Origin of the sequence: Bacillus sp. 2B09 (assembly GCF_003946835.1) — a bacterium.
GTDB classification, from domain to species: domain Bacteria; phylum Bacillota; class Bacilli; order Bacillales; family Bacillaceae; genus Bacillus; species Bacillus altitudinis.
Window position 1 is genome coordinate 376186 of the sequence record NZ_RPSG01000002.1, and the last position, 19845, is coordinate 396030.

General features: G+C 43.0%; 17 protein-coding genes. 10 read left to right on the plus strand and 7 right to left on the minus strand.

Annotated features, from left to right (window positions below; genetic code table 11):
* The first annotated feature begins 56 nt into the window (after window positions 1-56).
* Window positions 57-1280 (plus strand): C40 family peptidase, encoded by a 1224-nt coding sequence (locus EBQ12_RS06900; RefSeq protein ID WP_125589447.1) that lies wholly within the window; start codon window positions 57-59, stop codon window positions 1278-1280.
* Window positions 1281-1336: 56 nt separating this feature from the next.
* On the opposite strand, the gene EBQ12_RS06905 is transcribed toward EBQ12_RS06900, so the two are convergent.
* Window positions 1337-2218 carry a Cof-type HAD-IIB family hydrolase gene (locus EBQ12_RS06905; protein WP_181362752.1) on the minus strand — a complete coding sequence of 294 codons (882 nt, stop codon included), beginning with the start codon at window positions 2216-2218 and terminating at the stop codon, window positions 1337-1339.
* Between the two features lie 348 nt (window positions 2219-2566).
* Window positions 2567-3532, minus strand: coding sequence for an LCP family protein (locus EBQ12_RS06910; RefSeq protein WP_035389731.1), 966 nt, complete (start codon window positions 3530-3532; stop codon window positions 2567-2569).
* A gap of 271 nt (window positions 3533-3803) precedes the next feature.
* Between EBQ12_RS06910 and EBQ12_RS06915 the strand changes: the two genes are divergently transcribed.
* Window positions 3804-5168 (plus strand): sugar porter family MFS transporter, encoded by a 1365-nt coding sequence (locus EBQ12_RS06915; RefSeq protein ID WP_089374136.1) that lies wholly within the window; start codon window positions 3804-3806, stop codon window positions 5166-5168.
* A 136-nt stretch (window positions 5169-5304) separates the two neighbouring features.
* On the plus strand, window positions 5305-6702 hold the full coding sequence (locus tag EBQ12_RS06920; protein ID WP_125589449.1) for a bifunctional glycosyltransferase family 2 protein/class I SAM-dependent methyltransferase: 1398 nt from the start codon (window positions 5305-5307) through the stop codon (window positions 6700-6702).
* 204 nt (window positions 6703-6906) lie between these two features.
* Here EBQ12_RS06920 and EBQ12_RS06930 read toward each other — a convergent pair whose 3' ends face one another.
* The 5 genes from EBQ12_RS06930 to kduI form a co-directional block, all read right to left on the minus strand.
* Window positions 6907-8052: a Ger(x)C family spore germination protein gene (locus tag EBQ12_RS06930; RefSeq protein WP_125589453.1), complete on the minus strand. Its 1146-nt coding sequence runs from the start codon at window positions 8050-8052 to the stop codon at window positions 6907-6909.
* Window positions 8049-9149, minus strand: coding sequence for a GerAB/ArcD/ProY family transporter (locus tag EBQ12_RS06935; RefSeq protein WP_072367375.1), 1101 nt, complete (start codon window positions 9147-9149; stop codon window positions 8049-8051). The genes EBQ12_RS06930 and EBQ12_RS06935 overlap by 4 nt, the downstream gene beginning before the upstream one ends.
* Window positions 9150-9152: 3 nt before the next feature.
* Window positions 9153-10619, minus strand: a complete 1467-nt coding sequence (locus tag EBQ12_RS06940) for a spore germination protein (protein ID WP_125589455.1) — start codon at window positions 10617-10619, stop codon at window positions 9153-9155.
* A 104-nt stretch (window positions 10620-10723) separates the two neighbouring features.
* Window positions 10724-11497: a 2-dehydro-3-deoxy-D-gluconate 5-dehydrogenase KduD gene (gene kduD / locus EBQ12_RS06945; RefSeq protein ID WP_125589457.1), complete on the minus strand. Its 774-nt coding sequence runs from the start codon at window positions 11495-11497 to the stop codon at window positions 10724-10726.
* Window positions 11498-11501: 4 nt separating this feature from the next.
* Window positions 11502-12329, minus strand: coding sequence for a 5-dehydro-4-deoxy-D-glucuronate isomerase (gene kduI / locus EBQ12_RS06950; protein ID WP_017368169.1), 828 nt, complete (start codon window positions 12327-12329; stop codon window positions 11502-11504).
* Window positions 12330-12586: 257 nt separating this feature from the next.
* Between kduI and EBQ12_RS06955 the strand changes: the two genes are divergently transcribed.
* The 7 genes from EBQ12_RS06955 to EBQ12_RS06985 all read left to right on the plus strand — a co-directional run bounded on the left by EBQ12_RS06955 (window position 12587) and on the right by EBQ12_RS06985 (window position 19771).
* Window positions 12587-13597: a LacI family DNA-binding transcriptional regulator gene (locus EBQ12_RS06955; protein WP_125589459.1), complete on the plus strand. Its 1011-nt coding sequence runs from the start codon at window positions 12587-12589 to the stop codon at window positions 13595-13597.
* Between the two features lie 86 nt (window positions 13598-13683).
* Window positions 13684-14700 carry a sugar kinase gene (locus tag EBQ12_RS06960; RefSeq protein WP_125589462.1) on the plus strand — a complete coding sequence of 339 codons (1017 nt, stop codon included), beginning with the start codon at window positions 13684-13686 and terminating at the stop codon, window positions 14698-14700.
* On the plus strand, window positions 14672-15280 hold the full coding sequence (locus tag EBQ12_RS06965) for a bifunctional 4-hydroxy-2-oxoglutarate aldolase/2-dehydro-3-deoxy-phosphogluconate aldolase (protein WP_096881944.1): 609 nt from the start codon (window positions 14672-14674) through the stop codon (window positions 15278-15280). Before EBQ12_RS06960 ends, EBQ12_RS06965 begins: the two co-directional genes overlap by 29 nt.
* A 109-nt stretch (window positions 15281-15389) precedes the next feature.
* Window positions 15390-15845, plus strand: a complete 456-nt coding sequence (locus tag EBQ12_RS06970; RefSeq protein ID WP_125589464.1) for a GNAT family N-acetyltransferase — start codon at window positions 15390-15392, stop codon at window positions 15843-15845.
* A 70-nt stretch (window positions 15846-15915) separates the two neighbouring features.
* Window positions 15916-16917, plus strand: a complete 1002-nt coding sequence (locus EBQ12_RS06975) for a sugar-binding protein (RefSeq protein ID WP_072367381.1) — start codon at window positions 15916-15918, stop codon at window positions 16915-16917.
* A complete protein-coding gene (locus EBQ12_RS06980; RefSeq protein WP_125589466.1) occupies window positions 16914-18356 on the plus strand; it encodes a sensor histidine kinase in 1443 nt (480 codons plus the stop codon). Before EBQ12_RS06975 ends, EBQ12_RS06980 begins: the two co-directional genes overlap by 4 nt.
* On the plus strand, window positions 18350-19771 hold the full coding sequence (locus EBQ12_RS06985; RefSeq protein WP_125589468.1) for a response regulator transcription factor: 1422 nt from the start codon (window positions 18350-18352) through the stop codon (window positions 19769-19771). The genes EBQ12_RS06980 and EBQ12_RS06985 overlap by 7 nt, the downstream gene beginning before the upstream one ends.
* The last annotated feature ends 74 nt before the right edge of the window (window positions 19772-19845 follow it).

Sequence of the window (19845 nt, forward strand, 5' to 3'; positions counted from 1 at the left end):
AAGGTGTAAAATGAAAGGGGTCATGTCGAAACTATAAAAGAAAGGGGGAAGAGAGGATGAAATGGAAAGGAATACTGCTTGGAGGATGTGCCATTGTAGGACTCATGTTTATGTCCCAAACAGAGGTGTCTGCTCAAACAACATCTCCTTTAAAACAAGCGGAAACGCTGATAGGCACGCCTTATTATAAAGGAGGAATCGATCCGAAAACGGGCTTTGATGCTTCTGGCTTTATACAATATGTATACAAAACAACAGGTGCATTTGATTTGCCGCGAAAGGTGATCGATCAATACCAAATCGGTGAAAACGTATCATGGGAAAAAGCGAAGCCCGGAGACCTTGTCTATTTTCGCAGTCTTGAAGAAACAAAAGACATCCCGACACACGTTGCTTTGTACGCTGGAAATGATCAAGTGATCCACATCACACTCAGTCAAGGGGTGGTGAAAACAGATGTCAGCAAAAGTAAATATTGGACCGATCGGTTCTATGCGGTCAAACGGCTGCCTGTCTCCCAAGAGATGTCGGATGATCAACTGGTGAAAGATGCGATGAAATATTTAGGAATCCCTTATGTATTCGGGGCATCAGATCCAAAAGTAGGATTCGATTGTTCAGGTTTTTTACAATATTTATTTGAAAAATCACTTGGGATTTATTTACCAAGAAGTGCTGAGCAGCAATGGATGGTTGGAGAGAAAGTAGCACGAGACGATATTCGCCCTGGAGACTTTGTTTTTTTTAGCAACACGTATAAAAAAGGAATTTCACATGTAGGCATGTACATCGGAGGAGACCGCTTTATTCATGCGAGCCGTTCGGAAAGTGTGACGATTTCTTATTTGTCTGAATCGTATTGGCGTGAGAAATGGACAGGTGCGAAACGATTAACTGAGCTGAAACTAGCGAAAGAAGACCCAGTCGTATCAAAAGCCGCTACGTATATTGGAGAAGTACCTTATGTAAAAGGTGGTGCGAGCCCAAAGCAAGGCTTTGATACAGCAGGATTCACGCAGTATATCTATCAAGAAGTGCTTGGAATGGAGATGCCTCGCTATGCGCCGGGACAAGTTAAAGCAGGTACACCTGTGAAACGATCGGAACTAAAGCCAGGAGATCTTGTCTTTTTTAAAGGGACTTCGTTGATGCCAGCCATTTATGCTGGTTCAAATCAAGTCATTCATGTGACGGTTTCAAATGGCGTTGTCATTACCAATATGAAAACAAGTACGTATTGGAAGGATAAATATGAGACGGCTGTTAGAATTAAAAAATAAAGAAAAAGCCCGATCAATGCTCAGATCGGACTTCTCGACTTCTCACTAGGCGCTGATCAGACAAGCGTCTTTTTTTCTTGAAATTGATTCTGCAAAAGCAGATCAATAAAATAGGCGACGCCATCTTCATGGTTGCCTTTTGTGATATAGGTGCTTTTTTCTTTAATGACATCCACCGCATTCCCCATCGCTATCCTGTGTCCTGCTTCATCGAACATGGATAGATCATTAGGGCTGTCACCGATCGCATAAATATTGGATCGGTCTACGCCATAATGGGCTGCAAGTTTCTTGAGGGCATGTCCTTTGCCTGACTCTTTTGGCAGTACCTCAATGATATGTTCTCCAGATGAGGTCAAGGAGAGCTCAGGCATCTTAGAAAGAAGATCTCGTGCTTCTTGCAGCTTATTCATATCAAATGAGAAGCATAGTAATTTATAGGTTGGTTCATTCGACTCGAAAATTTGACGGATGTCATCGACAGGTTTGATGCCAAACTGTTTAAATTGAGTCATCGCCCCTTCCCATAAATCAGCTACATCCTCGTTAGGATTGGCGCTTTTGATCATATCAAATTCAGCTTTGAGCTTATCTTTTCCATCAAATGGGGAAAGGAGGGCATCGTCTGTATAGACCTCGAAATAAATATTCCGTTCCACTAATTCCTTTGCGGCACGTCTACCAGCTTCTTGATCAAGGGTGATTCTGCTGAAGAGCTTGTACCCTTCTGTATGGACAGTTCCTCCGTTTGCCGCAATGATGGGAATATCCAAATCCTCGAGAAGCTCTTTTACATCAAAAGTCGCGCGCCCTGTACAAATGGTCACAATATATCCAGCTTCCTTCGCACGAATCAATGCCTGCCGGTTTTGAGCGGATATTTCACTTTTCGTATTTAAGAGTGTACCGTCTAAATCAATCGCAATCATTTTTTTCATTGCTGTTATATCCTCCTTCATTCATGCAATAGCCTCTTCAAAGTATGTACGATTTCCTTCATTCTCATGAAAGAGTCGGATCGTGGATTCCTCTCTTTAAGGCTAAACAAAAATGGTCAATTGATCAAGGATATAAGAAAAAGCGCCCAAAAGGACGCTTTTAGCGTGTAGACAAACCCTCGCATTCTTTGTCAGTCCTGCGCTCCGGTGCTTACGAATGTCAAATTCGCTCTGCTCCTGTGCTCGTCCTTCCTAGACTGCAAAGGTTTTCTATCACGCTGAAAAGAAGAAAAAGGGCAAACACCTTTTTCAACACATAAAAAGCGCCCAAAAGGACGCTTTCTGTTTTTATGATAATTCAAGCTGTTTCTTCAATTCTGTTTTGACTTCGTTCAGTTGGTTTTGATCCAATTGGTAATAATAAACGCCATTTGGCTGGTAATCAGATCCTTTTAGTTGAATCGTATCAACAGATTTCAATGAAGTGAGTAGTGGGAAAAGACCAACTAGTTCTTTCATTGACAGGTTAGTTGAGACGTTATCACCTAGAGTATCTATGATATTGTCATAAGACGGAATAGACGTTACTGATTTTGATTTATCGAAAATGGCTTTTAAAACTTCCATTTGACGCTGTCCGCGCATGAGATCACTGTCTGCTTTTCTTGTTCTCACATAAGCGAGAGCTTGATTACCATCTAGTGTGTGAGTACCCGTTTGCAGCTGAACTTTGCCCTTTGTATCTTTAAGAATCTGTTTCACAACATATTCATCTTTAATGTTAACGGAAACACCGTTTAATTCGTTCACAATTTCCTTAAACGCTTTGAAATTACTTTCAATCACAAAGTCGACAGGGATATCTAGTAAATTCTCAACTGTACTCACCGTGAGGTCTGCATCACCAAATGCGTGTGCATGTGTAATTTTGTCATAACCATGACCTGGAATATTAACATATGAGTCCCTTGGAATACTTAATAATTTCACGGTTTTATTCGTACGATTCACTGTCGCTAATACCATTGCATCGCTTCGTGCTTGTTTGACGGTTTCGCCTGGTCTGCTGTCAATGCCAAGCAGCAAGACAGAAAAGCTGTCTTTCCCAGGATCAAATGCTTCAATCCGTTTGACAGATTGTGCACCGCGGTCTAGAGAGACTTGTGCTTTTTTCGCAGCTGTTGTCACTTTATAGTAGGCATAGCCGGTGACAGAAGCGGTTGTCAGTAAAAGAATACCAAAAATAAAAAGAGTGACTTTCACCCATGGTTTTAAACGCTTTTTGCCTTTGCGTTTACTTCTTGTTTGATCCATATATTTTAAACCCTCGCTATGATTTTATAGTAAAGATGTCCTTCTTCATGCTTACAAACTAAAACAAATATACCTTAAAACGGGATATAGTGCGACATTTTTTTCACTAACGCTTAATTGACGTTTCCTTATCTAAAAAAGTTTCAATGATACGCAAATGAAATATATTTGTCATAAAACATCGAAATGTTTGAAATGACAGGAAGTGAGGAAAATGATTTTTCATAGAGAAACATCCAGTCATTACATAGATAAAAGAGGGGTTATGATCATGAAAAATCGGAATGGGTGGCTTTATTTCTTCGGCGCACTTGGCGGCGCCTTATATGGTTACGATACAGGTGTCATTTCTGGCGCTATCTTATTTATGAAAGAGGATTTAGGTTTAAATGCATTTACAGAGGGACTTGTGGTCAGCTCGATTTTAATCGGGGCGATGCTTGGGTCTTCTCTTTCTGGAAAACTGACAGATCAATTCGGACGGAAAAAAGCGATAATCGCCGCAGCCATTTTATTTATTATCGGCGGATTTGGAACAGCCCTTGCACCGAATACGGAGGTCATGGTCTTATTTCGAATCGTGCTAGGACTTGCTGTCGGATGCTCGACGACGATTGTTCCATTGTATTTATCTGAACTTGCGCCAAAGGAATCAAGAGGGGCACTTTCCTCATTAAACCAACTCATGATCACATTTGGTATTCTTCTTGCCTATATTGTGAACTACGTTTTAGCAGATGCAGAGGCATGGCGTCTGATGCTTGGAATTGCCGTTGTTCCTTCTGTGCTCTTGTTATGTGGTATTTTGTTTATGCCAGAAAGTCCTCGCTGGCTGTTTGTCCAAGGACAGGCGGACCGGGCGAAAGAAATATTGTCAAAACTTAGACAAAGCAAGCAAGAAGTTGAAGACGAAATTGCGGATATTCAAAAAGCAGAAAGTGAAGAAAAAGGCGGTCTTAAGGAATTACTCGAACCATGGGTGCGCCCCGCTTTAATTGCTGGTGTCGGTCTAGCCTTTTTACAGCAGTTTATTGGGACAAATACGATTATTTATTATGCACCAAAAACATTCACAAGTGTCGGCTTTGGCGATTCAGCAGCCATTTTAGGAACTGTAGGAATTGGTGCAGTCAATGTTGTCATGACGTTTGTTGCGATTAAAATCATTGATCGTGTCGGGCGGAAAGCGTTACTCCTATTTGGAAATGTAGGGATGGTTCTTAGTTTGATTGTTCTAGCAGTGGTCAATCGTTTTTTCGAGGGATCAACAGCTGCAGGGTGGACGACAATTATATGTTTAGGACTTTTCATCGTCATTTTTGCTGTCAGCTGGGGCCCGGTCGTATGGGTGATGCTGCCGGAGCTGTTCCCAGTACATGTCCGGGGAATCGGTACGGGGGTATCGACCTTCCTACTGCATACAGGGAATTTGATCATCTCGCTCACATTCCCAACCTTATTAAGTGCAATTGGCATCAGTAACCTTTTCCTTATTTATGCAGCCATCGGCATAGGTGCCTTCTTATTTGTGAAATATTTAGTCACAGAAACGAAAGGGAAAAGTCTTGAAGAGATTGAAGAAGATTTAAAAAAGAGAAACCGTGCCGTCGTGAATGACGAAGGGGAAACGGTATGAAAAAAGACCAGCTGCCTCATGCAGCTGGTCTTCCTTTGTTAAACAAACGTTTAATCAAGAAAGGACAATCACTCATCTTCTGAACGTGCTGCCTATGACATACATATGGAACAGGCGGGCGAAAGGTGGAAATGAGATGAAAGGAAAAACGAGCATTGTGATGCTGACGTACAATGAACTGCACCTAACGAAAAAATGTATCGACAGTATCAAGAAGCATACTCGGCGTGATGAATATGAACTCATTATCGTGGATAATGCTTCATCAGACGGAACAAAGGAATATGTGAGACAACTGGAAGATGTCGTGTTGATTGACAACGAGAAGAATCAAGGTTTTGCCAAGGGCTGTAACCAAGGGGCGAAAAAAGCAACAGGAGATAGTCTTCTTTTTTTAAATAACGACACGATTGTGACCGAAAACTGGCTTTTGCCTTTAAGAGAAGCCCTTTTTGCATCAGAGTGTATTGGCATGGTAGGGCCTGTCTCCAATTATGTAAGTGGTCCTCAGCTCGTTCAGCCATCTTACACAGATGTGAAGGAGCTTCCTGCCTTTGCAAAGGCATATACGGCTTCGAGAAAAGGTCAAAGAACATATGTGCACAGACTTGTTGGTTTTTGTTTGCTGGTCAAAAGAGAGCTGATCGAGGATGTAGGGTTATTTGATGAGAGGTTTGTATATGGATCATTTGAGGATGATGACCTTTGTCTGCGCTCATTGCTGAAGGGGTACCAGCTGCAAATCGTCCATGATTCTTTTGTGCATCATCATGGTCATGCTACCTTCAATGCCAATGAAGAAACGAACATCTCTACGTTGTTTGCGGAGAACAGGCTTCGTTTTTTAGATAAATGGGGCATTGATTTAAATCTGATAACGCCCCATCCATATTTTGCAGCACTGCTCCCTGAGGATGCCGGATGTGTGCTGGATGTTGGCTGCGGTGCTGGGGCGACAGGGCTTGAACTGATCAACCGGCAGTCCGTTGACATGTACGGAGTAGAGGCGGATGCATTAAAAGCAGAGATGGCAAAGGCGTATTACAAAGAAGTGATTGAGACAAAAGCGGAGGCGTATCCTTGGTCAGAGAAAGAAGCTTTTTTTGATGCTGTGATCTTTTCTGATGTGTTAGAGCATGTGTCAGATCCATGGCAGATGATTGCTCAAGCGCATGCGTCTTTAAAACCAGGTGGCGTGATCATTTGCTGCTTACCTAATATGATGCATGCGGAAGTACTGCTGCCTTTAATGGCAGGTGATTTTACGTATCAAGATGTGGGGATTTTAGATCGAACACATATGAGATTTTTCACACCAAATACAATGCGGGCGCTCTTTCCAGACCATTTGTTTCATCGCGTGATTGAACAGCCCATCAATGTGCCAATTGATCAAAACGTTCAATTGTTTTTTGACGAAGTGGCGAGAGTAGGAGAGTCACTTGGCTTTCAAACAAAAGCATTATCTGATCAAGTGACGCTCTATCAGCTTTTGATCGTTGCACGTAAAAAAGGCGATCCCTCCTCCGGGTAATCCGCCTCAGCGTGTAGGCAAACCCTCGCATTCTTTGTCAGTCCTCTGCGCCGGTGCTCGCGAATCCTTCATTCGCTCTGCTCCGGTACTCGTCCTTCCTAGACTGCAAAGGTTTTCTATCATGCTGAAAAGAAGACAAAGGGCTAAAACAAAGTTCATTTTAGCCCTTTGTCAACCATCTAAGGCGGTCATCCGCCTCTTGCGCTACCATTTAAAGCTTTTCGTTGCGCCTTCTGCACCAAAGTTCAAAATGCTCACTTTTACGTCATATGCAATGTCTACTTCTTGAAATAGTGTATCCCATTCGTTGCGGTGCTGATCCCAAAAGTCTGGATACTTGATGCGCACCTGCCGGTTTAAAAAGATCGGGTCAACGCCCACATCTTTTTGCATGTGATTGACAGCTTTTTGAATGCGCTCTTTGATTTTGCGTTCAAAAATGCGCTCAAATCGTTTGATGTATTGCTCATCGTATGAGTTTTCAGGGGGATATTGATCTTCTGATAGTTTCCCGTTTGTTTGTACACTAATTTTAAAGGAAATCTTTCCGTTCTTCAGATAGGGTTCAATCTTGGACTTTGCTTTCTTGATTTCATACGTAATCGGAAAGCCTTTGTAGGTGGCGGGTACGACTCCGCCTGAGATGCGATTCATGACCCAGTTTAAAGATTGGACATCCTTTGCTGGTATGAATCCTATCAGCTTTCGCGTTTTCCCATGGATAATGCCTGCACCATCATAGGTGAGTTCTCCGTTTACGACATCCACACTTTGGACAAGAAAGCTTGTACCCATCTGAAAGTAATCCGACGCTCGGCCAATACGTGTTGGCAGTAAAATCTTCCCGTTAAAGCTCCGGTTTTTTGATGTTTCAAAAATATGCTCGACTGGAACCCTCTGTTGTGATTTTAATTTTTGATTGATGACTTTTGAAGCCTCATGGCGTGACACTAAGAGGTAGCTGCTTCTTCGAACCTCATCATCTCGTATAAAGTGGTTGAGTGTCCCTTGAATATCATGATGTTCAGCTTGATCTTTGCCAAACAAAAAGATTTTAAGGTGATCACTGTAAATCGGCGGGTCCTTCAAAGCGACATTGCTGACTGCTTCCAGTACATTTTTCCCCTTTGAGACGACATTCACATAGCCAGGGGAATCTGCTTCTTGTGTTCCGCCCATTTTAGGGACAAGGTTTTGATAGGTGAGTTTGACTCCGTTATCATCTTCCTCGTCAATGCCAACACCGCGCACAAACGATAATTTCTCAATATCCTTTAAGTCCCAGCAACCTGTCGATAAAAGCAAAAGACAGAAAGACAAAAAGATGAGCAATAAACGCCTCCCTTTCATGCAGATCGACCTCCCCATTTTTTACGTATCATGAGCAGAATAGCTGTTATAAAAGGAATCGCCAAAACAGCGAATAATGCATAGCCGAGTAAAGTCGAGTAGTAAAAGACTTCATTGATATTTCTCGGAAAAAGAGAGAGAGCTGAGGTCAGCAAAAACAGCAACCATAGCAGTCTCGTTAAATTGGTTGTCTTAAACACCGTTTGACAGCCTTTAATAGCAAATTGGAAAAAGCCAAGCATACAAATAAACTGCTGGCACGTCCAGATCGTCAGTAAGAAAATATCAAAGCGTTCAATGAAGACCCCTTCTAGTTCTAGCGCTTGAATGAGGGAGACAGTGGGCCAGGTGAGTGATTTCGTTTCTCCAACCGTCATGGAACCAATCACAATAAAGAGCGTGAGGGAGTAAATAAGTGTGGTGATCCCTACACCGATCGCTGCGGCCCATTTCGCTTTTGACCATTTGTCTTTATAGATAAGCGGTACGACAAACAAAATGACTTCAAAGCCTGTAAATTGAATAAATGTTTGAGAGAACAAATTACTAAAATCTTTAAACCCATGAGCCATTACTGGGCGTAAGTAATCAAAATCAAATATTTTCAAACTAAACAGCATGAGCCCAATATAAATGATCATGGTCATCGGATAAATATATGTCACCATTTTCACTACCGGAAAAATGCCACTTTTTAAATGATAGGTGGCCACCAGTAAAAAAATCATCACAATCACGGTCATCGGGGTCGATTGCAGCAGGAAAAATTGAACCACTTCCCCAAGTACACGCGCCTCAAAGCCAACAATGGCTAGTAAATAACCGATCAGCATTAGGTTAAAGATCGTGCCAAAGAATGCACCGGCTCCTTTTGTATTCGATTCAAAAATGGTATCCGGTGCATTCTTCTCCGCAATCCAACCTAGCAAAAAAGCAACGAAAGCAAAGATGACTCCCTGTATTAATACAATGATCCAGCCATCAGGGAATCCTGAATTGGCAGAACTGCGAGGAATGGTTAAAATTCCAGCGCCTATCATTGTAGAACTGCACAGAATGGTGACTTGTAACAATGATAGCTTCTCAGCTCTGTACATCGTTTACTCTCCTTGTCTTTTGAGATTTTTTGTCTTGGCTGTTTTCGGTCTTGATTTAAATAGCCCTATTGGTAAACGAACGTACGTATCTTTTAAATCTGAAAACGGTGAAGACAAAACAGGTGTGAAATAGTCAAAACCAAAGGTCTTTAGCTGCATCAAGTGACAAAGTACAAATAAATAACACATGATGAGGCCGTATAATCCAAACATGGCTGAACTGAAGATCGCCATAAACCGCAGAATGCGTAAGGGGAAGCTGAAATCATATGATGGAGCAGTGAAATCGGCTAGTGCCGTCAGAGACACAATAATGACCATTAAGGCACTGACGATATTGGCTTGGACAGCCGCCTGTCCAATAATGACGCCGCCAATCAGTCCAATCGTCTGCCCGATCGCCCTAGGAAGACGAAGTCCAGCTTCCCGCAGCAGTTCAATCGTAAACGACATCAAAATGGCTTCCACTACAGGAGGAAAGGGCACATTTTGCCGGCTGCCTGCGATGGTCAGTGCCATTCGTGTTGGTAATAAACCAGGATGATAGGAAACAAGGGCGATATAGAGTCCCGGTAAAAAGATCGTCAAAAGCACGGCAATATAACGGAGCAAACGCAAAAGAGTCGCACTTGTCCATCTTTGATAATAATCCTCCGGTGATTGCATCAAGGCAGTGAGTGTCATCGGCATAATGAGGGCAAACGGCGTCCCATCGAGCAAAATAGACACCTTTCCTTCGAGCACAGAGGCAATCACCCGATCAGGACGTTCTGTATTTTGAATCTGCGGGAAAATAGAGATATGACTGTCTTCAATCAGCTGTTCTATGTAGCCGCTCTCAGGAATATCATCCATTTTGATTTGCTTCATACGAGAGAATACATCATCTACTAGTTTGGGGTCTGCGATATCACGAACATACACAAGAGCAGCAGATTTCTTGTTACGAGTACCTATGTTCACCTTTTGAATGACAAGATTCGGATCGTTTGCCCGTTCACGAAGCAATGCCGTGTTTTTTTCAAGATTTTCAATAAATCCAATCCGGGGTCCTCTTACAAGGACTTCTGATTGCGGCTCCTCTACTTCTCTAAATTGAAAAAGATTCGTATGGAGCGCAAGCGCTTGAGTGGCCCTATCCACAAATAAAATAGCCCTGCCGCTGTATAACTGCTGGGTGGCAAGGTTCATATCTTCCAGCACATCATTTTGAATACCAAAGAACGTTTTAGAAAGGGAAGAAAGTGTGGTGTGGTCGACCTCGGTGATGGTCAGTTCCTTTTGCATAGGTGAAATAATTTGTTTGGAAAGCATCTCAAATTCTGTGAGTCCTTCAACGTACACGAGACATGCAGAGACAGCGGAAGGACCAAATGAAAAAGAGTGGAACACGATATCATCACTTTTGCCGGCAAAGCTTTTGACACGCTGAATGACGGACTCTATATCTTGTTCAATACGACTTTTCATAATACCTCACCCTCATGTCTTTTTTTATAGAGTGACTCGGAAGGAGAAGAATTATGCAAATAGAAAAAAGAGAATCCCCTAAAATAGGAATTCCCTTCACATGTTTATCTCGCCAGCCAGCCGCCATCTACGGCTAAAATATGACCGTTCATATAATCGGAGGCAGGGGAGCTGAGAAAGACGGCAGCACCTGCTAGATCTTCAGGCCGTCCCCAGCGTCCAGCGGGGATTCGTTTCAGAATCTCTTCATTCCGGTTCGCATCGTCACGAATGGCTTGCGTGTTATTGGTTGCAATATAACCAGGCGCGATCGCATTGACCTGAATATGCTGACTTGCCCATTCATTTGCAAAAGCTTTCGTCAAACCTGCGACAGCATGCTTACTTGCTGTATAAGCGGGAACAAAGACACCGCCTTGAAATGATAGAAGGGAAGCGATATTGACAATTTTCCCTTGCCCTTTATTCAGCATCTGCTGTCCGACCTTTTGCGTGAGGAAAAAGAGACTGTTGATATTCACATCCATCACAGTATGCCAATTTTCTTCTGAATATTGAGCGGCCTCTTCTCTTTTAATGGTCCCAGCATTATTGATCAAAATATCAATTGAATACTGCTTTAAAAGGGCATCAACATCCCGCTTTGCGGACTTTGGATCTGAAAAGTCTACTTGAATCGCATGAAATGATCTGCCGGTCTGTTCGACAAGTTCTTTTGTTTCATCAAGCGGCGTATGGTGGTAGGTGCCGATGATATCTGCACCTGAACGGGCAAGCGCTACGGCAATACCTTGCCCAATACCAGTTCCAGGACCTGTGACAAGAGCTGTTTTGCCTTCGAGGGAAAAGAGGGACGCTACATATGATGTCGTCGTCATCTCATTACCTCAGCTGGTCCATCGGGACAAAGTCCATATCTTTAAACGTATAGTTTTCTCCCGCCATTGCCCAAATAAATGAATAATTTGCGGTACCTGAGCCTGAATGAATGGACCAGGCAGGTGAGATGACGGCTTCTTCATTTGCTACAACGAGATGTCTCGTTTCAGATGGCTCCCCCATAAAATGAAAGACACGTGCGTCTTCCTCTATATCAAGATATAAGTACACTTCCATCCGCCGGTCATGTATATGAGCAGGCATCGTGTTCCATGTGTTATTGGTTTCAAGCTGAGTGATGCCCATCATAAGCTGGCAGCTTTGGATGCCATCTGCATGAATGACCTGATACAGATTCCGTACGTTTGAGGCGGATGCTTCCCCTAAATGATTCGGTGTTAATTCAGCGATCGCAGCCTTTTGTGTCGGATATGCTCTATGAGCGGTGGCTGACACAAGATAAAATTTGGCCTGCTCACCTGATGAACTAGCAAACTGTACATGTTCGTGTCCAAGTCCGATATATAAGAAATCTTTATGCTCCAGCACAAATGACTCACCATCGACTGTAACCGTACCTTGGCCGCCGACATTTACAATGCCAATTTCCCGTCTTTCAAGAAAATATTCTGTACGTAAAAAGTCGCCGGCATCTAGCTTGATCGGTTCTGATGTCGGCATAACACCGCCAATCACCACACGGTCCTCATGCGAATAATATAGCTTCAATTCACCACTGACAAAGAGTGTCGGAATATGAAAATGACGACGAAGTTCCTCTGTTGTAAAACGTTTGACCTGCTCAGGATGTACAGCATAACGATTTTCCATTTGAGATAAGCCTCCCTTTCCATCTGAAACATATGATTGTCTTATTTGGTATCGGTTTCAAGGAAAATTCTAGAGGAAAAAGAGAGCGGCGTCAACCGTTAATTTGAAATCGCTTTCTTTAATTGAATAAAAGCTTTTTTTCTTCATTTTTATGAAAAAAATCTTCTGATACAGCTAAACTTGTGGTATGCTTTTTTTAAGTTTATTTGAAATCGGTTTCGAAATGAATAAGAAGATCGATCTTGGGAGTTTTTTGTATGAAAGAGAAAAAGCAAACGAAAGTCACCATTAACGAAGTTGCAGCATATGCAGGTGTCTCAAAATCAACGGTATCCAGATACATCAATGGCAGAACAAATGAAATTTCCCCTGAAAAGGTAAAAAAGATTAAAAAAGCCATTGAGGAGCTCCATTACCGTCCGAGTCAGCTTGCCCAAGGATTGAAAGTAAGAAAGAGCAAGGTCATTGGTTTTATTGTGGCTGATATTACGAACCCGTTCTCTGTTGCGACACTTCGTGGTGTGGAAGAGATTTGTGATGAATATGGATACAGCATCATGGTGTGCAACACAGATAATCGTCCAGAAAAAGAACGAGAAATGCTACTGAAGCTGCATGCTCATTATATTGAAGGGCTAATCATCAATACGACCGGTCAAAACAATGACATTTTGCAAGACTTTAAGCAAAACGGTGTACCGATTGTTCTTGTTGACCGTAAGTTACCTGAACTCAAGGTCGATACCGTCACAACGAATAACCGTGACATCACGGCTCGTCTACTTCATCAGATGTATGAAAAAGGCTACGAACATATCGCTTTCTTTACTGAGCCTGTCGATGGGATTAGTCCTCGTGAAGAACGAAAAGAAGCCTATGAACAGACGGCCATGAGTCAACATAAGACACCTATGATTGCAGAAATCAATTTGAAGCAAAAGGAACAAATGCGAGATGAGATTTGTCGTTTTTTACAATCAAACCATCAGAAAAAAGCGATTTTAGCAGGCAATGGATTACTCATGCTGAAACTCATCAGTGAACTCGTCGATCTTGGGGTGAAGATTCCTGAAGAGATAGGCATTGCCGGATTTGATGATACAGAATGGTATAAGCTGATCGGGCCAGGCATCACTACGGTGGCGCAGCCATCTCATGAGATGGGGAAAGCGGCGATGCAAAAAATCAAGACGCGTCTTGAAGGGGATAAGAGTGCACCCCAGACCATTCAACTTGATGGAGAAATCATTGTGAGAAAATCTTTATAAACGTCAGGCAGAGAAGAGTATACATACGTGCATGCTCTCTCTTTTTCAACTATTTTGAAACCGGTACCAAGAAAGGGGAGAAATGAGTGAAAGCATTGGATGTGATCACATTTGGGGAATCAATGGCGATGTTTTATGCAAAAGAAATTGGCGAGCTTCACCAAGTGCATACGTTTCAAAAAGCACTTGCTGGTGCAGAGAGTAATGTTGCGGTCGGCTTGGCAAGATTAGGCTTTAGCGTAGGCTGGATGAGCAAGGTCGGGGCGGACTCACTTGGTACATTTATTTTAGAAGAGCTTCAAAAAGAAGGGGTCGATACGAAGGCAGTACTTCGTTCAAATGATGGAGCCAAAACAGGGATATTGCTGAAATCAAAAGTCATCGATGGAGACCCTGATGTGACGTACTACCGAAAAGGCTCTGCTGCGAGCACATTGAACCCAAGCGATTTCCCGTCCACTTATTTTCAGAAGGCAGGACATCTTCATATGACCGGAATCCCGCCTGCTGTGTCTAGTGAAATGAGAGCGTTTTCTTTTCATGCCCTTAAAGAAATGAAAGAAGCAGGAAAAACCATTTCCTTTGACCCGAACCTGAGACTTCAACTATGGGAAGAGGAAGAAGACATGATTCATACGGTGAACCAGATGGCTGCTCAAGTAGATTGGTTTTTTCCAGGGCTTGCAGAAGGTCAAAGACTCACAGGATGTCATGAGCCGGAAGCGATTGCGGATGTTTATTTACAAAAAGGTGTCAAGCTTGTGGTCATTAAACTGGGAGCGGAAGGAGCCTATTTCAAAAGTGCATCCGGCCAAGGTGTAGTGGATGGTTTCCATGTGTCTCATGTCGTGGATACAGTCGGAGCTGGTGATGGATTTGCAGTGGGAGTGATGAGCGGTCTGCTGGACGGATTATCATATGAAAAATCGGTTGCAAGAGGCAATGCCATTGGAGCACTTGCAGTCATGTCCCCAGGAGATCACGAGGGCCTGCCGACTCGAAAAGAGCTTCAGGCATTTATAAAAGAAGCCAAACGATATCAAAGGCGACACGATATGAAGGGAGATGAGAGGTATGGGAAAGTCAGCAAGTATGAGCGTTAAAGAGAAGCTCGCAGCTTGTAAACTCATTGCGGTGGTCAGAGCAGGTAGTGAAGCAGACGGGATAGAGATGATTGGTCGTTTAAAGAAAAAAGGGGTGCGGGCCATCGAAGTGACATATACCACGCCCAATGCAGAGCGGATCATTGCATCTTACCAGCATGACCACGACTTGATTGTCGGAGCCGGAACGATTACAACGCTTGAGCAGGCACAATCAGCCATTGAAGCCGGCTCTCAATTCATCGTTAGCCCTGGATATCTTCCTACTATCGGAGAGCACCTATCTTTTCACGATACACTCTACGTGCCAGGTGTTTTGACCCCGAGTGAAATTATGCAGGCAAAAGCAAATGGATACAGCGTGTTAAAGCTTTTTCCGAGCGGCTCCTTCGGTTTGTCCTATATGAAAAATTTGCAAGGTCCGTTTCCAGAGATTGAGTTCATCCCAACAGGAGGCATTCATCCAGTCGATGTGCCAAAGTGGCTTGAAGCAGGAGCCGTGGCAGTAGGTGTCGGCAGCCAGCTTGAAAGCAGTACAGCAGAAGAATTACAGGCTGTTCTTTCTTCCACCATCATGTAGTTCACATAAACAACCGGCTGATGACTGCCGGTTGTTTGTTCGTTTATCTAACATAAAAGATGGGAAGGCGCTTCTTTTCACATAAAATGAGCATAAAGGAGAGGTCGATATGTACATTCAAGAAGATGAACTAAAAGATGGTCAAATTGAACAATTGATTAAAGCTCATTTAGAAGAGATGAAAAAACATTCACCGCCAGAAAGCATTCATGCCCTTCCGTTAGACGATCTGAAAAAACATGATGTCACAGTATGGAGTGCAAGGGATGGAGAGGTGCTTCTTGGCTGCGGAGCCATCAAGGAGCTATCAAGTGAACATGGTGAACTCAAATCGATGAGAACGGCAGCAGCCCATATGCGAAAAGGCGTGGCGAAGCATCTGTTGACCCACCTTCTCCAAGAGGCGAAGCGGCGGGGGTATAAAAGAGTCAGCCTTGAAACAGGTGCGATTGCTTTCTTTGAACCGGCAAGAAATTTATATGAAAGTTTTGGATTTCAATATTGTCCGCCTTTTGGTTCATACCAAGAAGATCCGAACAGTTTATTTATGACAAAGGAATTATAGAGGTCGAGAGAGTATGCTTTTATAAGCAGCTCTTTTTTTATGCGGCAACAATGGAAGGAGGAGAATGTGAATGAAATGGTCGAAGTTGTTCGGAATGGGCGCATTTCTCACATTTTGTGTCGTATCTGTTCTTTTTTTATCTGTATTAGGTCAAGATTTAGTTAAAATAGAAAGCGCTTCCGATGAGACGGTATCAACTTATCAATATCACTTTGTTCTTGTACCGGAGGAACTTGATAATGAATATTGGCAATTGGTGCAAAAGGGAGCTGCTGATGCGGCGGAAGTTCATCGGGTGTATCTTGAATACCTAGGTCCAAAGCAGGCTGATTTGGATGATCACCTAAAAACCATTGATATGGCGATTGCTGGTCATGTGGATGGCATTATGACGCAAGGGCTTGATGCAAAAAGATACAAACCGCTCTTTCAAAAAGCAAGAGAGAAAGGTATAGATGTCGTCACAGTCGATACCGATGCAGAGGGGAGTAAGCGTCAAGTGTATGTCGGAACAGATAACTATTATTCTGGCTTTATCGCCGGACAGGCACTCATCGCCGATACAAAAGGCGAACAGTATGTGGGCATTGTGACGGGACGGCTTGATGCGATTCACCAGAAGCTTCGCGTGAAGGGGTTTCGAGATGCCGTTTCTGGTGAGAAACGCATTCATATTGCTGGAATAGAAGAGTCGGCGATTACGAAATCAGGTGCTTCCGGTGCTGCGTATAAATTGTTAAATGATCATACGCAGCTCACCGCATTTTATGGAACAAGTGCATTAGACGGAGTTGGCATTATTCAAGCAACAGAGCAATATCATTCGTCTAAAGATGTTTATGTGCTCGCATTTGATACTCTGCCTGATACGATTCAAGCGCTGGATGATGGGAAAATTGATGCAGTGGTTGTACAGCACCCTTATGAAATGGGCTATCAAGCGGTTGAATCTCTTGTTCGTTTGCAACAAGGGGATAAACAAGAACCGCTTCAGTACACAGGGACGAGTGTGATTCGGCGAGGAGACCTGCCCCTTCATCAAACGGAAAGACCACAGGGGGTTCAGCCATGAGAAAAATACGAAGTAAATTATTATTGGCATTTTTAATTCTTGTGCTCCTTGGTAATGTGGCCGCTTTTTTTGTGTATTGGAGCAGTTCAAAAATCACATCAGAATATAGCAAGAGCTTTCGTTCCTTTCTCCTGCTGAATGATATTTCGACAGAGGCAAAAACGATGTATGAAAAGGTCAACGCCTTTGCCATCGAAAAGGATCAGGCGTTTGCCAAGGGGTATGCTGAATCAAAACAGAAAATGACATCATATGATCAAGCATTGCTCAAAGATGCAGGGCTTCATGCCGCCATCCCCTCCATTGAAAAATATCGATATATGATGCGGACGCTCATAAACGAAAGTGATGCGACAATGAATCATGTCAAAGAAGGGAAAATCAAAGAATATGCTGCAAGTGTGAAAGAAGTAAGAACCGTGTCCTCTTATATCCAAGAGCAGACAATGACTCTTTTGGATGATGAATTATCTGAGTATCAAGTACTCTACCAATCCCTTCAAAAAAGACATCAAACGTATGCGCTTTTTACTCTATGTCTGTTTACATTATCGATAGGCATCGCTTTATGGATGGCCTATATCATTGCGGGTGGAATTTCAAGACCGATCGTTCATCTGTCTCGAAGTGCTAAAGAAGTATCAGAAGGAAATTTTGACGGTCCGAATTTGCATGTGTCATCAAAGGACGAAATCTCTGTGTTAAATCATGCCTTTGAGCGAATGCGGCGAGAGATGAAGGTCATGATTGAAGAGATGAAACAAAAGGCTGCTTTAGATCAGAAAATTAAAGACATGAAGCTGAAAACACTACAAAACCAAATGAATCCACATTTTTTATTTAATACTTTAAACATCGTTTCACGTATGGCGTACTTAGAATCAGCTGATGCGACATCGAGATTGATACAATCCGTTTCTACGCTGATGCGGTATTCGCTATCTCCTCTCAGCGCATCTGTTACGTTAGAACAAGAAGTGAAAGTGGTAAAAGAATATTTTCATATACAAGAAGCAAGATTTTCCGATCGTATTACATGCAAAACGACCATAGATGAGTCGTGTCTATCTGTTCACATTCCGAGCCTTACATTGCAGCCGCTTGTCGAAAATGCCTTTATTCATGGGGTAGAACCAAAAGAGGAAGGGGGGCTTGTAGAGCTCTCTATTGATCGAGATGGTGGCTTTGTCATGATTCGGATTCGGGATAATGGACTTGGCATCAGTGATCAAGAGAAAAAGAGATTGCTATCGCAAGAGGAAGAAGATCATTCAGACACACGTAGTAAAGGTCACTCGACAGGAATTGGTCTTCGAAATGTGATGTCGAGGCTGCGTTTGTTTTACGGAGTGCAGGATGCCCTTCAAATTGATTCAAAGCCAAACGAAGGGACCACCATTCAATTGACAATACCAATCAAGGAGGAACGAGCATGCTGAACGTGCTGATTGTGGATGATGAAAAAATTGAACGAATGGCGATGCGTAAGTTCATGACCGAATGGCTGCCAGACTGTCATATTGCAGGGGAAGCTGCGAATGGAAAAAAGGCGGTGGAATTGGCGCAGTCTAAGTCAATTGACCTTGTGCTCATGGATATTCAGATGCCAGGCATGGATGGACTCACAGCGATCAAACAGATCAAAGCAAGCTGTCCTCATACTAAATTTATTATGCTGACAGCCTACGATACATTTGATTATGCCAAGCAAGCCATGCAGGAAGGGGTCAAACAATACCTTGTCAAACCAGCTGATAAAGACGAAACCATTACAGCGATTCGTTCTGTTGCGGCAGAAATTCAGCAGGAGGTCTCCCTGCGGCAGGCGGAGAAAGTCAATCAGCAGTCAAAATGGCTGGAAGCTCATGTGTTGAACGGTCAATCTTATTCCTCCACAGCGTTTGAGCGGCTGTTTCAGGATTTTCAAACAGGTCTAGTGATCGCTGTTCAGCGGACAGGCGGGGATCAACTCCTGAATCATTTGCAGGAGTCTGCTCTTTTTCAAGCAGTGCCTATCAAAGTGAGCGGTGAGCTGTTTACATGCTTGATTTACAGCTGTCAATCACCTGGTCATCTAAAGGCGAATGTACTGCAAGCGATTCGCGCTGCTATGACAAGCGAGCAGCATTCCCCTGTCATTGTTGGCATGGGTCATCTTGTCTCAAATCCACTTCAACTTCAGAAAAGTGCGGCAGAAGCGAAGCTTTCCTATTATCAGCGAAAAAAAGATGACGGTGCGGTTCGTTATGGCTTTTACTATACAGATAGACAATCTTACGTATTGATCAACTTGCCTGAGCTTGCCGATGACATGATGCTGGCACTAGAAGAAGGGAGAAGAGATGATGCTCTTGCTTACTATGATGCCTTCCAATTAGAAGGGGCAACCATTTCTCATGTGAAAGAGCTGCTCATTTTACTCAAATCACGACTACGTGCAGATGTGCCGATTCTAGCTATCACTACAGAAACAGAATGCCGCCAATGCTGTGAACATTTATTTGATCTGTATGAAGCAAGAACCCAGACGGTGAATGATATAGAACGGTCGAAACGATACATTCAAACACATTTTTGCGAACATATCACGCTGGAGCAAACGGCCGCCTATGTTGACTTAAGCCCGACGTATTTCACCAAACGCTTTAAGGATGAGACAGGTCTGACGTTTAAAGAATATGTGACGACCTGTAGGATGGATAAAATGAAGAAGCTACTGAAAGAGAGTTCGCTTAGTTTAAAAGAAATCACCTATCAAGCAGGATATACTGATCCGAATTACGTCAGTCGTGTGTTTAAAAAAATGGTTGGCTGTTCACCGAAGGAATATCGAAAACAGGTCGTAAAAAAATGAAGAATTTCATAAAAAAGTGAAGAAGTTTGCCTGAAAAAAGGCAAGGATCTGCCAGTATACTTATTTTGATAACG

What these genes read in the sequence shown, in the direction of transcription:
- EBQ12_RS06965 (WP_096881944.1), top strand. Translation starts at nt 14,672, where the DNA reads ATGGGAAAGTCAGCAAGTATGAGCGTTAAAGAGAAGCTCGCAGCTTGT.
- EBQ12_RS06975 (WP_072367381.1), top strand. Translation starts at nt 15,916, where the DNA reads ATGAAATGGTCGAAGTTGTTCGGAATGGGCGCATTTCTCACATTTTGT.
- EBQ12_RS06905 (WP_181362752.1), bottom strand. Translation starts at nt 2,218, where the DNA reads ATGAAAAAAATGATTGCGATTGATTTAGACGGTACACTCTTAAATACG.
- EBQ12_RS06980 (WP_125589466.1), top strand. Translation starts at nt 16,914, where the DNA reads ATGAGAAAAATACGAAGTAAATTATTATTGGCATTTTTAATTCTTGTG.
- EBQ12_RS06910 (WP_035389731.1), bottom strand. Translation starts at nt 3,532, where the DNA reads ATGGATCAAACAAGAAGTAAACGCAAAGGCAAAAAGCGTTTAAAACCA.
- EBQ12_RS06970 (WP_125589464.1), top strand. Translation starts at nt 15,390, where the DNA reads ATGTACATTCAAGAAGATGAACTAAAAGATGGTCAAATTGAACAATTG.
- EBQ12_RS06985 (WP_125589468.1), top strand. Translation starts at nt 18,350, where the DNA reads ATGCTGAACGTGCTGATTGTGGATGATGAAAAAATTGAACGAATGGCG.
- EBQ12_RS06940 (WP_125589455.1), bottom strand. Translation starts at nt 10,619, where the DNA reads ATGAAAAGTCGTATTGAACAAGATATAGAGTCCGTCATTCAGCGTGTC.
- EBQ12_RS06900 (WP_125589447.1), top strand. Translation starts at nt 57, where the DNA reads ATGAAATGGAAAGGAATACTGCTTGGAGGATGTGCCATTGTAGGACTC.
- EBQ12_RS06920 (WP_125589449.1), top strand. Translation starts at nt 5,305, where the DNA reads ATGAAAGGAAAAACGAGCATTGTGATGCTGACGTACAATGAACTGCAC.
- kduI (WP_017368169.1), bottom strand. Translation starts at nt 12,329, where the DNA reads ATGGAAAATCGTTATGCTGTACATCCTGAGCAGGTCAAACGTTTTACA.
- kduD (WP_125589457.1), bottom strand. Translation starts at nt 11,497, where the DNA reads ATGACGACGACATCATATGTAGCGTCCCTCTTTTCCCTCGAAGGCAAA.
- EBQ12_RS06935 (WP_072367375.1), bottom strand. Translation starts at nt 9,149, where the DNA reads ATGTACAGAGCTGAGAAGCTATCATTGTTACAAGTCACCATTCTGTGC.
- EBQ12_RS06915 (WP_089374136.1), top strand. Translation starts at nt 3,804, where the DNA reads ATGAAAAATCGGAATGGGTGGCTTTATTTCTTCGGCGCACTTGGCGGC.
- EBQ12_RS06930 (WP_125589453.1), bottom strand. Translation starts at nt 8,052, where the DNA reads ATGAAAGGGAGGCGTTTATTGCTCATCTTTTTGTCTTTCTGTCTTTTG.
- EBQ12_RS06955 (WP_125589459.1), top strand. Translation starts at nt 12,587, where the DNA reads ATGAAAGAGAAAAAGCAAACGAAAGTCACCATTAACGAAGTTGCAGCA.